The organism is Streptomyces sp. NBC_01537 (genome assembly GCF_045040445.1).
Taxonomy (GTDB): Bacteria; Actinomycetota; Actinomycetes; order Streptomycetales; family Streptomycetaceae; genus Actinacidiphila.
In genome coordinates this window covers 6491696-6504492 of the sequence record NZ_CP109392.1, presented here as the reverse complement: position 1 = coordinate 6504492, position 12797 = coordinate 6491696, and the positions used below count along the sequence as shown (strand labels likewise).

Sequence of the window (12797 nt, the reverse complement as noted above, 5' to 3'; positions counted from 1 at the left end):
GCGCGCAAGCGACGCCGGGCCACAGGTTCGCTCAGTGGCTGTGCCCGCTGCCCGCCGGCTGCTTCACCGTCAGCGGGAGGAGCGTCTTGCCCGTCGGGCCGATCTGGATGTCGAGGCCGAGCTGCGGGCAGACGCCGCAGTCGAAGCACGGGGTCCAGCGGCAGTCCTCGACCTCGCCCTCGTCGAGGGCGTCCTGCCAGTCCTCCCAGAGCCAGTCCTTGTCCAGGCCGGAGTCGAGGTGGTCCCAGGGCAGGACCTCTTCGTACGTACGCTCCCGGGTCGTGTACCAGGCGAGGTCGACGCCCTGCTCGGGGAGCGCCTTGTCGGCGCTGCGGCGCCAGCGCTCGTAGGAGAAGTGCTCGCGCCAGCCGTCGAAGCGGCCGCCGTCCTCGTAGACGGCGCGGATGACGGCGCCGACGCGGCGGTCGCCGCGCGAGAGGAGGCCCTCGATGATGCCGGGCTTGCCGTCGTGGTAGCGGTAGCCGATGTTGCGGCCGTACTTGCGGTCGCTGCGGATGGCGTCGCGCAGCTTCTCGAGCCTCGCGTCGGTCTCCTCGACGCCGAGCTGGGGGGCCCACTGGAAGGGGGTGTGGGGCTTGGGGACGAAGCCGCCGATGGAGACCGTGCAGCGGATGTCGTTCTGGCCGGTGACCTCGCGGCCCTTCTGGATGACCTTCTTCGCCATTTCGGCGATCTGGAGGACGTCCTCGTCGGTCTCGGTCGGCAGTCCCGCCATGAAGTAGAGCTTCACCTGGCGCCAGCCGTTGCCGTACGCGGTGGCGACGGTACGGATCAGGTCCTCTTCCGAGACCATCTTGTTGATGACCTTGCGGATCCGCTCCGAGCCGCCCTCGGGGGCGAAGGTCAGGCCCGACCGGCGGCCGTTGCGGGTCAGCTCGTTCGCGAGGTCGATGTTGAAGGCGTCGACGCGGGTGGAGGGGAGGGAGAGGCCGATCTTGTCCTCGGTGTAGCGGTCGGCGAGGCCCTTGGCGACCTCGGCGATCTCGCTGTGGTCGGCGGAGGACAGGGACAGCAGGCCGACCTCCTCGAAGCCGGTGGCCTTGAGTCCCTTCTCGACCATCTCGCCGATGCCGGTGATGGACCGCTCCCGCACGGGGCGGGTGATCATGCCGGCCTGGCAGAAACGGCAGCCGCGCGTACAGCCGCGGAAGATCTCCACGGACATCCGCTCGTGCACGGTCTCCGCGAGGGGGACCAGCGGCTGCTTCGGGTAGGGCCACTCGTCGAGGTCCATGACCGTGTGCTTGGAGACCCGCCACGGCACGCCGCTGCGGTTCGGCACGACGCGGCCGATGCGGCCGTCGGGGAGGTACTCGACGTCGTAGAACTTCGGTACGTACACCCCGCCCGTGCGGGCCAGCCGGAACAGCAGCTCGTCGCGGCCGCCCGGGCGGCCCTCGGCCTTCCAGGCGCGGATGAGGTCGGTGATCTGCAGGACGGCCTGCTCGCCGTCGCCGATGACGGCGGCGTCCAGGAACTCCGCGATCGGCTCGGGGTTGAAGGCGGCGTGGCCGCCGGCCAGCACGATCGGGTCGTCCAGGGTGCGGTCGGCGGCGTTGAGGGGGATGCCGGCGAGGTCGAGCGCGGTGAGCATGTTGGTGTAGCCGAGCTCGGTGGAGAAGCTCAGGCCGAAGACGTCGAACGCCTTCACCGGGCGGTGCGCGTCCACGGTGAACTGCGGGACGGCGTGCTCGCGCATCAGCGCTTCGAGGTCCGGCCACACGCTGTAGGTGCGCTCGGCGAGGACGCCCTCGCGCTCGTTCAGCACCTCGTAGAGGATCATGACGCCCTGGTTGGGCAGCCCCACCTCGTACGCGTCCGGGTACATGAGGGACCAGCGGACGTCGCAGCTGTCCCAGTCCTTGACGGTGGAGTTCAGCTCGCCGCCTACGTACTGGATGGGCTTCTGGACGTGCGGGAGAAGCGCTTCCAGGCGGGGGAAGACCGACTCGACAGGCATCAGAGGTGGTGTCTTTCGTGAGCGGCAGGGGAGTGACCATCCAGCGTAACGCGTTCACACGAACGCTTTCTCCGTCAGCCCGCCAGCTCGCCCCGGTCCGCGTCTCGCCACGCCTTGGGGACGGCGGCCTCCGCCCGCGCCGCGAGGCCGCGCTCGAGCTGCGCCAGCGCGCCGTAGGCGAACGTGTCCTCGCCGACCGCCCGGGCCTCGTCCGCGAGGCGGACGACGGCGTCGCGTGCGATGACGCTGTCCTGGTGCTCGCCGAGGAGCTGCTGGATGCCCTTCATCCGCTTGGTGTGCTTGGCGGCAGGCTTGCCGAGCACCGGCTGGGCGGCCTCGCTGCTGTAGCGGGCGCGCTTGGCGGCCTTACGGGCCTCGTGGAGGGAGAGGTCGCGTTCGTGGCCGGGCTCCAGGGCGAGCGCGGACTCGACGAGACGCCGGAGGCGCCGGTGGTCGCGGCGTACGGTCCGGGTGAGGGCGGCGGCGGCCGGGGCCTTGGCGGCTTCGAGGAGGGGTGGGGCGGTGAGGAGGGCGTCCAGGGTGTCGAGGAGGGCGAAGTAGCGGTCGCCGTTGAGCTCGCGGAGAAGGGTTTTGCGCGCGGTGGCGTGAGAGGCGCCGGGGCCGCCGCGCAGGCGGGTGCGGGCGGGGCCGGGAACGTAGGGGTCGGGGAGCTCGGAGACGCGCTGGGCGAGGCGGTCGGCGAGGACTTCGCGGTCCCGTTCCATACCGAGGACGGCGGCGAGCCATTTCAGCTCGTCACCCACGGGATCGGTGGCGGCGCGGTCGAGCTCGCGGCGGAAGGATTTGAGCGCGCTGCGCAGCCGGCGGGTGGAGACGCGCATCTGGTGGACGGAGTCCGCCTCGTCACGCCGGACGGCGGGGTCGTAGGCGGCGATGGCGTGGACCTGGGCGTGGAGGTAGGCGAGGGCGGCGTCACCGGCGGCGTCGAGCGAGGTGGAGGGCTCGGGGGGCTTGGGGGCGCCGGCGAGCCGGTCGCCCAGGGCGCGGGCGAGCTTCGACGGAGAGGCGGAGCGGCGCAGGCCGGCGGCGGTGAGGCGTTCCTCGACGGCATCGAGCAGATCCGGTTTGCCGCCCGCCAGCAGCTCGACCTCGGTCTCGGTCCAGGAGGGGCCGGGCTCGGCGGTGACGTGGTCGTAGGCGATCTCGGCGAGCGGCGTGCTCTCGGCGTCCAGCAGATGGAGGCGCCGACGGGTGTTGCGCAGCCGTACGACGGGCTCCAGGGCGCGGCCCCGCGTGTGCACCGCGACCTCGGCGGCCAGCTTGCGCGGGACGTCCTTGCCGCCCTTGCCGCCCTTGCCGCCCTTGCCGCCCTGGCCGCCCTGGCCGCCCTGGCCGCCGAGCGGGAGCTGTACCTCAGTGCGGGTGTCGGCCTGCGAGGTCGGGAGCTTGAGGTGCCAGCCGGCGTCGTCGCCGCCGGTGCGGCGGCGCAGCGTGGTGCGGTGGGTGGCGAGGCGCAGGTCGGAGGTGTCGAAGTAGACGGCGTCGAGCTCGGCCGGCTCCAGGGTGCGGACCTCCGCGACGCCGGGCAGCCCGGTGAGGTCGGGTTCGGCAGCCGCTTCGGCAGTCGGTTCAGCAGTCAGGTCGGCGGCTTCGTATTTGCGCTCGGTCTCCCGCACACGCTTTCCCATACATGGAACGTAATCGCCTGTTCCGCCTATCGCAATGGTGCGTTCACCCAGGCCATGACCCCCAGGCCATGGCCTGGCCCGCTCAGGCCGACAGCGGTCTCTGCATGCGCACGGCCTGCAGCAGCCCGACCGCCACCCACACGGCGAACATCGACGATCCTCCGTAGGAGACGAACGGCAGCGGAAGGCCCGCGACCGGCATGATGCCCAGCGTCATGCCGATGTTCTCGAAGGCCTGGAAGGCGAACCAGGCGATGATCCCGGCGGCGATGATCGTGCCGTACAGGTCGGTCGCGTTGCGGGCGATCCGGCAGGCGCGCCACAGCACGACGCCCAGCAGCACGATGATCAGCCCGGCGCCGATGAAGCCCAGCTCCTCCCCCGCCACCGTGAAGACGAAGTCGGTCTGCTGCTCGGGCACGAACTGGCCGGTGGTCTGGCTGCCGTGGAAGAGGCCCTTGCCGAGCAGGCCGCCGGAGCCGATGGCGATACGGGCCTGGTTGGTGTTGTAGCCGACGCCCGCCGGGTCCAGCGCGGGGTTGGCGAAGGCGGCGAAGCGGTCGATCTGGTACTGGTCGAGGACGCCGAGCCGCCAGATCAGCACCGCGCCCCCGGCGCCGGCGGTGATGAGGCCCAGGACCCAGCGGTTGGAGGCGCCGGAGGCCAGCAGCACCCCCAGGACGATGACGGCCATCACCATCACGGACCCGAGGTCGGGCATCAGCATGACGATGGCCATCGGCACGATGGCGAAACCGAGCGCCTGGGCGACCGTGCGGTGGTCGGGGTGGACGCGGTCGCCCGCGTCGACGCGGGCCGCCAGCACCATCGCCATGCTGAGGATGATGGTGAGCTTGGTGAACTCCGACGGCTGCAGCGAGAAGCCGCCGCCGAGCACGATCCAGGCGTGCGCGCCGTTGACCGTGGAGCCGAGCGGGGTGAGCACGGCGAGCACGAGCAGGACCGAGATGCCGTAGAGCACCGGGACGGCGCCGCGCAGGCGGCGGTGGCCGAGCGCGATGGTGGCGGCGGCCAGCGCGATGCCGATGCCGGTGTTCATGAGGTGGCGGATCAGGAAGTAGTACTGGTCGCCGTGGGTGAGCTCGGTGCGGCCGCGGGTCGCGGAGTAGACGAGCAGGGTGCCGATCAGCGACAGCCCGATGGCGCAGCCCAGCAGCACCCAGTCCATCCGGCGCACTATCCCGTCACGGGCCAGCAGCTTGCCGAAGGCGCCGCGCTCGGGGGTGAAGCGGCGGACGGCGTAACTGTTGGAGGTGCTCGCCATCACCAGTACCTCCGGCCCAGCAGGTACTTCTCGCTGCGCTCGGGCGTCAGGGCTGCCAGTGCCACGGTGCCGCCGCCCTGCGAGGGGACGGACGGGAGGTCGTAGGAGGCCTTCTGGGCGGTCGAGGCCGAGGTGACCGTGCCGTCGCCGTTGATCTTCGGCAGCTTGGTGACGGGCTTGGGGAGCAGCGCCTTCTTGTTGTCGATGGAGCCGTCCTCCTGGACGCCGTACATCGCCTCGTAGATCTTGCGCACGGCCGGTCCCGAGCCGCCGGAGCCGGTGCCGCCCTGGGAGATCGTCATTATCACCGCGTAGTCCTTGGTGTACGTGGTGAACCAGGACGTGGTCTGCTTGCCGGCGACCTCGGCGGTGCCGGTCTTGGCGTGCAGGGTGATCTTGTCCTGCGGCCAGCCGCCGAAGCGCCAGGCGGCGGTACCGCTGGTGACGACGCCGGCGAGGGCCTGGTTGATGTACTTCAGGGTCTTCTGGGTGTCGGGCGCCTTGCCGGTGACCTTCGGCTTGATCCTGGTGACCGTCTTGCCGTCGGCGCTGACGATGGCCTTGCCGATGGTGGGCTGGTACAGGGTGCCGCCGTTGGCGATGGCGGAGTAGACGCGGGCCATCTGGATCGGGGTGACGAGGGTGTCGCCCTGGCCGATCGCGTAGTTGACGGAGTCACCGGCGCGCATCACATAGCCGTCGGTGCAGTTCTCGCGGGCGATCTCGCTCGCGTAGTCGTGCTTGTTGCTCTTGGCGACCTTGCACCAGTAGATCTTGTTGGCCTCGTAGTACGCCCGCTTCCACTGACGGTCCGGGATCCGGCCGGTGACCTCGCCGGGCAGGTCGAGGCCGGTGACGGAGCCGAGGCCGAACTGCTTGGCGGTCTTGTAGAACCAGTCCGCGGTCTTCTTCTTCGGCTTCGTGCCGCCGTCCTTGAGCCACTGGTCGTAGGACAGGCCGTAGAAGACCGTGTCGCAGGAGATCTCCAGCGCGTGGGCGAGGGTGATGGAACCGGCGCTCTCGCCCTCGAAGTTCTTGAAGACCCGGCCGCCGATGGTCATCGAGGACGGGCAGGCGTAGCGGCCGTCGATCGAGTAGCCCGCGTTCACCGCCGCCGAGGTGGAGATCGGCTTGAAGGTGGAGCCGGGGGCGGACTGACCCTGTATGGCCCGGTTGAGCAGCGGGTAGTTGGACTTCTTGCTGGTCAGCCGCGCGTAGTCCTTGGCGGAGATGCCGCCGACCCAGGCGTTGTTGTCGTACGTCGGCGCGCTGGCCATCGCGATGACCTGGCCGGTGTGCACGTCCATCACCACGACGGCGCCGGAGTCCGCCTTGTAATAGCTGTTGGTGACCTTGTCCCAGGTCTTGCGGGCGTCCTTGATCGCCTGCTTCAGCTCCTTCTCCGCGACCGCCTGGACCTTGGAGTCGATGCTGGTGACCAGGTTGCTGCCGGCCTGCGCCTTGGTCTCGCCGGCCTTGCCGATCACCCGGCCGAGGTTGTCCACCTGGTAGCGGGTGACGCCGGCCTTGCCGCGCAGGGCGCTGTCGTAGGTCTTCTCCAGGCCGGAGCGGCCGATCTGGTCGGAGCGCTGCAGCGTCTGGCCGGTCTTCTCGGACGCGGTGATCTCGTCGTCGGTGACGGGCGAGAGGTAGCCCAGCACCTGGGCGGCGTTGGCGCCGCTGGGCGAGGGGTAGCGGCGGACGGCGGTGGGCTCGGCCGTTATCCCCGGGAAGTCCTCCCGGCGCTCCATGATCTGCAGCGCCTGCTGGGTCGTCGCCTCGTCGGTGATCGGGATCGGCTGGTACGGCGAGCCGTTCCAGCACGGCTTGGGCGTCTGCGAGTCACACAGCCGCACCTTGTTCCGTACGTCCTCGGGCTTCATGCCCAGCACGGCGGCGAGCCGGGTCAGCACCGCCTTGCCGTCGTCCTTCATCTTCAGCAGGTCGGTGCGGCTGGCGGAGACCACGAGCCGGGTCTCGTTGTCGGCGAGGGCGACGCCCTTGTCGTCCAGTATCGAGCCGCGCACGGCGGGCTGGACGACTTCCTGGACGTTGTTGCTGGCGGCCTGCTCGGTGTACTCGTCACCGTTGCGGATCTGGAGGTACCACAGGCGGCCCCCGAGGGTGAACAGCAAGGACAGCACGATCATCTGCAGGATGATCAGACGGATGGTGACGCGGGGCGTACGGCCGGTCTCCGGGATGTTACTCATGGCCTGCTGCCTCCTCCGGTGCGTTCACCGGGACTCCGCCTCGCGCTGTCGATTCGCTGGGGTACGGCAGGGGTACGGGGGGTCGCCCCCCGGAAGAATGCAGCCTCACAGCCTGCGGCTCCCCTTGGAAACGTTGCTGACCCGGCCGAGGAGGCCGGGGCGCTGGCCGCCGACGCGGGAGATCGCGCCGTAGCCGCCGGCCGGGTCCTCGGTGAGGGGGTCGTTGTCGAGCTTGCGGGCCAGGGCCATGATCCAGGGGACGGTGAAGGGCGCGAGGAGCAGGTCGTAGACGGCGGCGGTGAACAGCAGCTTGCCGAGGCCGACATGCTGGGCGGCGGTGTCGCCGACGAGGGTGCCGACGCCCGCGTAGAGCAGGGTGGCGCCGATGGCGGCGGCGACGACCACGACCATCGGGCCGGCGGCGGAGCGCAACTGGCCGCTGTCCGGCTTGGCCAGGCCCGCGAGGTAGCCGATGACACAGAGCACGAGGGCGTAGCGGCCGGCGGCGTGGTCGGCGGGCGGGGCGAGGTCCGCGAGGAGGCCGGCGCCGAAGCCGACGAGGGCGCCGCCTACGTGGCCGTAGGTGATGGCGAGGCCGAGGACGGTCAGCAGCAGCAGGTCGGGGACGGCGCCGGGCAGTTGGAGCCGGGCCAGGACGCAGACCTGGACGACGAGGGCGACCACGATCAGGGCGCCGGACAGCAGGATCCGGTTCAGGCGCATCAGTTGTTCCCCCCGGTGCCGTTGGTGGTCCCGTCCGACGGTTCGGTGCTGGGTGTGACGGTGACCGTGACCGTCGGCGCCGGGGTCGGCTTCGCGGGCAGGACCGCGTCGCGCGGGTCCTTGCGCGGGGCCTGGACGACGATGCCGACGACATCGAGCTGGGTGAACGCCACGAAGGGCTGGACCTCGATGGTCTTGGTGAGGTTGCCCGACGACGGGGTCACCTTCACGACCTTGCCGACCGGGACGCCCGGCACGAAGGGCTTGTCGGCGGACGAGCCGAAGGTGACCAGCCGGTCGCCGTTGCGCACGTCGGACTTGCCGTTGAGCAGCTGCACCCGCATCGCGCGGTTGCCCTGCCCGGTGGCGAAGCCCAGCTCGGAGGTCTTCTCCAGGCGCGTGCCGACGGTGAAGTCCGGGTCGCACGCGAGCAGCACGGTGGAGGTCGACGGACCCACCGTGGTGACCCGGCCGACCAGTCCGTCGCCGTTGAGGACGGTCATGTCGCGCTCTATGCCGTCGCCGCTGCCCGCGTCGATCGTCACCGTCCAGGAGAAGCCCTGGGCCGCCCCTATGGCGATCACCTGGGCCGCCTTGACCCGGTACTGGCCGGTCGCCGCGGTCTTCAGCAGCTTGTCGAGCTCCTTGGCCCGGGCCCGGGTGGCGTCCTTGCTGCCCAGCTCCTGCTTGAGCTGGGCGTTCTGCCGCTCCAGCTCCGTGAGCTTGTCGCTGCGGTCGCCGGAGTCCCGTACGGCCGCTATGGCGTTGCCCACCGGGTCCACGGCGGAGGCGACCCCGTTCTCGACCGGCCCGAAGACGGCGGCGGCAGCCGACCGGGCGCCGTCCAGCGGCGACGACTCGCCGCCGCGGATGTCCACGGTGATCAGCGCGAACGCGATCGCCACCAGTAGCACCAGCAGAAGCCGGCTCTCACGTGTGTCCCTCACGGGGGCGAGTCCGTGCCTTCCTCGTCAGTCAGCGTGTATGTGCCGGAGATAGAACGATCCGGCGTGCGGATCAGCAGTCGCCAGTCACCCGTACGAGGGATCGTACGGGCCCATCCGGGTCATCTGCGCGGCGCAGCGTCCAGGACCGCCTGCAGCGCCTCGAACTCCTCGACGCACTTGCCCGCGCCCAGCGCGACCGAGTTCAGCGGGTCCTCGGCGATGTGGATCGGCATGCCCGTCTCGTAACGCAGCCGCTCGTCCAGGCCGCGCAGCAGCGCACCGCCGCCGGCCAGCACGATGCCGCGGTCCATGATGTCGCCGGACAGCTCGGGCGGGCACTTGTCGAGCGTGGTCTTCACCGCGTCCACGATCGCGTTGACCGGCTCCTCGATGGCCTTGCGGACCTCGGCGGCGGAGACGACGACGGTCTTGGGCAGGCCGGAGACCAGGTCGCGGCCGCGGATCTCGGTGTGTTCGTCCTTCTTCAGGTCGAACGCCGAGCCGATGGTCAGCTTGATCGATTCGGCGGTGCGCTCACCCAGCAGGAGCGAGTACTCCTTCTTGATGTGCTGGATGATCGCGTTGTCCAGCTCGTCGCCCGCCACCCGGATGGACTGGGCGGTGACGATGCCGCCGAGCGAGATCACCGCGACCTCGGTCGTGCCGCCGCCGATGTCCACCACCATGTTGCCGGTCGCCTCGTGCACCGGGAGCCCGGCGCCGATCGCGGCGGCCATCGGCTCCTCGATGATGTGCACCTGGCGGGCGCCGGCCTGCGTGGAGGCCTCGATCACGGCGCGGCGCTCGACCCCGGTGATACCGGAGGGGACGCAGACGACCACGCGCGGGCGGGCCAGGTAGCGGCGCTTGTGCACCTTGACGATGAAGTGGCGCAGCATGCGCTCGGTGACCTCGAAGTCGGCGATCACGCCGTCCTTGAGGGGGCGCACCGCGACGATGTTGCCGGGGGTCCGGCCGATCATCTTCTTCGCCTCGGAGCCGACCGCGAGGATGCCGCCGGTGTTGGTGTTGATGGCGACCACGGATGGCTCGTTGAGAACGATCCCGCGACCCCTGACGTACACCAGCGTGTTGGCGGTCCCGAGGTCGACAGCCATGTCACGGCCGATGAACGACATGTTGTTCGCCATGAGGATACGTCTGGCCTTCCCGAGCTGGAGCGGTGTGGGGGTGGACGACGGCAGGCGCGAACGCGCGAACGTGCTGCGTCACGTGTTCGGTGTTCGGTCGCCACGGATGCGGAGATTCCATCGTAGTCGCGCCCGCCGGGGCACGGCGTCAGGGTGTCGCCGCCATTGTCATCAGAACACACAGCGGTCCCCCGGTAATGAGGATGCCGTGTCGGCGGAATTGGTTCCCCGTCAGCCCGTGCGTATGCCACCTGGGCGGCCGAAAAAAATCCGACCGCCCATTGAGCTGACCGAGTATCAGGCCTGGCAGGCCTTGGCAGGCGCCGGCTCAGGCCAGACCGGGGTAGAAGATCTTGATCTCGCGCTCGGCGGACTCCTCCGAGTCCGAGGCGTGGATCAGGTTCTCCCGCACGATCGTCCCGAAGTCACCCCGGATGGACCCCGGCGCCGCCGCGATCGGGTCCGTGGGGCCCGCCAGGGCGCGTACGCCCTCGATGACCCGCTCGCCCTCGACGACCAGCACCGCGACCGGGCCGGAGAGCATGAACTCCACCAGCGGCTCGTAGAACGGCCGCCCGACGTGCTCGGCGTAGTGCGTCTCCAGGGTCGCGCGGTCCAGCGTGCGCAGCTCCAGCGCGGCGATCGTCCAGTCGGCCTTGCGCTCGATGCGGCCGATGATCTCGCCGACCAGACCACGGCGGACGGCGTCGGGCTTGAGGATGACCAGGGTGCGCTGACTCACGGTGGGGACTCCATTACGTACGACGGTCACAGCGGGTTAGGCCGCACGATACCGGGCGCATCTGTGCCGGGGGCAGCGCGGGGTCCCGCCAGGGGCGCGGGGAACTGCGCGGGCAACCACCCACGGGGCCGGCCGCGCCACGAAACGGCACCATCCCCGAGGAGCGCCTGTGCGGCGGCGGTGGCCGACCCGCCCTGAGGGGGGCGGTCACGCGGCGACGGCTCAGGCGGCCGTGGCGGCGGCCCTGGCCGCCTTGGCTTCGTCGATCTTGCGGCCGTAGTGGATCGAGGCCCACCACAGGGCGGCGAAGACGGCGCCGAGGAAGAACATCGTCGGCAGGACGAGGCCGCTCGCGACCAGTCCGGCCTGGAGCACCCAGCCGGCGACGAGGCCGCCGCGCCGCTCGATCATGCCGCAGAGCAGTACGCACAGTGCCATCGCGATGCCGCTGACCGCCCACACCGTGCCGGCCGTGAGGCCGGGCTGCTTCATCGCGACGAGACCGGCGAAGCCGATCACGAAGAACTCACCGATCAGAGTGCTCGCGCACAGGGTCCGCATGGTCGCCGCTCGCCTATCGCTTCCGGCCCAGCAGCAGCCGGGCCTCTCCCACAGTGATCACCGAGCCGGTGACCAGCACGCCCGCGCCGGAGTACGCGCCCTCTTCCTCCGCCAGGGTGATCGCGGCCTCCAGCGCGTCGTCCAGGCGCGGCTCGACCTGCACCCGGTCGTCGCCGAAGACCTCGACCGCGATCGCCGCCAGCTCGTCCACGTCCATCGCCCGGAAGGTCGAGTTCTGGGTCACCACGATCTCCGCGAAGACCGGCTCGAAGGCCTCCAGGACCCCGCGTACGTCCTTGTCCGCGCTCGGCCCGACCACCCCGACCAGATGCGTGAAGTCGAACGAGTCCGCCACCGCCGCCGCTGCCGCCCGCGCCCCCGCCGGGTTGTGCGCGGCGTCCAGGACCACGGTCGGGCTCCGGCGTACGATCTCCAGCCGGCCCGGCGAGGTGACCTGCGCGAAGGCCGTGCGGATCGTGTCGATGTCCAGCGTGCGCGCTTGCGACGTACCGATGCCGAAGAACGCCTCGACCGCCGCCAGCGCCACCGCCGCGTTGTGCGCCTGGTGCTCGCCGTGCAGCGGCAGGAACACCTGCTCGTACTCCCCGCCCAGCCCGCGCAGCGTCAGCAGCTGCCCGCCGACCGCCAGCTCACGGTGCGTGACCCCGAACTCCATGCCCTCGCGCGCCACCGTCGCGTCCACCTCGACGGCCTTCTTCAGCAGCACCTGCGCCGCCTCGACCGGCTGCTGGGCGAGGACCACCGTCGCGTCCTTCTTGACGATGCCCGCCTTCTCCACCGCGATCTCGCCGGGCGTCGAGCCCAGCCGGTCCGTATGGTCCAGCGCGATCGGGGTGACGACGGCGACCGTGCCGTCCACCACGTTCGTGGCGTCCCAGCTGCCGCCCATCCCGACCTCGACGACCGCCACGTCCACGGGCGCGTCCGCGAAGGCGGCGTACGCCATCCCGGTCAGCACCTCGAAGAACGACATCCGGTGCTGCTGCTGCCCGTCCACCATCTCCACGTACGGCTTGATGTCCGTGTAGGTCTCGATGAACTTCTCGGGAGCGATCGGCGCCCCGTCCAGGCTGATCCGCTCCGTCACCGACTGCACGTGCGGGCTCGTGTACCGGCCCGTACGCAGCTCGAAGCCGAGCAGCAGCTGCTCGATCATCCGTGCCGTGCTCGTCTTGCCGTTGGTGCCGGTGATGTGGATGGACGGATACGCGCGCTGCGGGTCACCCAGGATGTCCATCAGCGCGGTCATCCGGACGAGCGACGGTTCGAGTTTCGTCTCGCCCCAACGATCCGCCAGCTCTGCCTCCACCGCCCGGAGCGCCTTGTCCACCTCGGGGTCCTTGGGCCGGGCCGGGACACCGTCGTCCTGGGGGGCGGGGCCGCCCGCGCGCAGGGTGCGGCTGCCGGCCTCGATGACGGCGAGGTCGGCCTCGCGGTCGGGCGTGACGTCGGGGGTGACTTCGTCTTCTTCAGAGGTCAGGGCGTCGAAGAGGGAATCGTCATCCCCGGGGCGAGTGCTCACGG

Annotated in this window: 10 protein-coding genes; all 10 read right to left on the bottom strand. The window is 70.5% G+C overall.

Annotated elements, in window-relative coordinates:
- Positions 1–31 precede the first annotated feature (31 nt).
- Complete coding sequence (locus tag OG607_RS29955) at positions 32–1981, bottom strand: TIGR03960 family B12-binding radical SAM protein (RefSeq protein ID WP_405730128.1); 1950 nt, start codon at positions 1979–1981, stop codon at positions 32–34.
- A 74-nt stretch (positions 1982–2055) separates the two neighbouring features.
- Positions 2056–3630, bottom strand: coding sequence for a CHAD domain-containing protein (locus tag OG607_RS29950; RefSeq protein ID WP_405730126.1), 1575 nt, complete (start codon positions 3628–3630; stop codon positions 2056–2058).
- Between the two features lie 82 nt (positions 3631–3712).
- Positions 3713–4915: a rod shape-determining protein RodA gene (rodA, locus tag OG607_RS29945; protein WP_405730124.1), complete on the bottom strand. Its 1203-nt coding sequence runs from the start codon at positions 4913–4915 to the stop codon at positions 3713–3715.
- A complete protein-coding gene (gene mrdA / locus OG607_RS29940; RefSeq protein WP_405730122.1) occupies positions 4915–7128 on the bottom strand; it encodes a penicillin-binding protein 2 in 2214 nt (737 codons plus the stop codon). The genes rodA and mrdA overlap by 1 nt, the downstream gene beginning before the upstream one ends.
- Positions 7129–7233: 105 nt before the next feature.
- Entirely contained in the window at positions 7234–7851 is a 618-nt protein-coding gene (gene mreD / locus OG607_RS29935) for a rod shape-determining protein MreD (protein ID WP_405730120.1), read from the bottom strand.
- Complete coding sequence (gene mreC / locus OG607_RS29930) at positions 7851–8798, bottom strand: rod shape-determining protein MreC (RefSeq protein ID WP_405730118.1); 948 nt, start codon at positions 8796–8798, stop codon at positions 7851–7853. The genes mreD and mreC overlap by 1 nt, the downstream gene beginning before the upstream one ends.
- Before the next feature lie 119 nt (positions 8799–8917).
- Entirely contained in the window at positions 8918–9937 is a 1020-nt protein-coding gene (locus tag OG607_RS29925; protein WP_405737143.1) for a rod shape-determining protein, read from the bottom strand.
- A gap of 340 nt (positions 9938–10277) precedes the next feature.
- Positions 10278–10691 carry a nucleoside-diphosphate kinase gene (gene ndk / locus OG607_RS29920; protein ID WP_329317712.1) on the bottom strand — a complete coding sequence of 138 codons (414 nt, stop codon included), beginning with the start codon at positions 10689–10691 and terminating at the stop codon, positions 10278–10280.
- Between the two features lie 222 nt (positions 10692–10913).
- On the bottom strand, positions 10914–11252 hold the full coding sequence (locus OG607_RS29915; RefSeq protein WP_405730116.1) for a DUF4233 domain-containing protein: 339 nt from the start codon (positions 11250–11252) through the stop codon (positions 10914–10916).
- Between the two features lie 13 nt (positions 11253–11265).
- Entirely contained in the window at positions 11266–12753 is a 1488-nt protein-coding gene (locus OG607_RS29910; RefSeq protein ID WP_405737141.1) for a bifunctional folylpolyglutamate synthase/dihydrofolate synthase, read from the bottom strand.
- Positions 12754–12797: the final 44 nt, after the last annotated feature.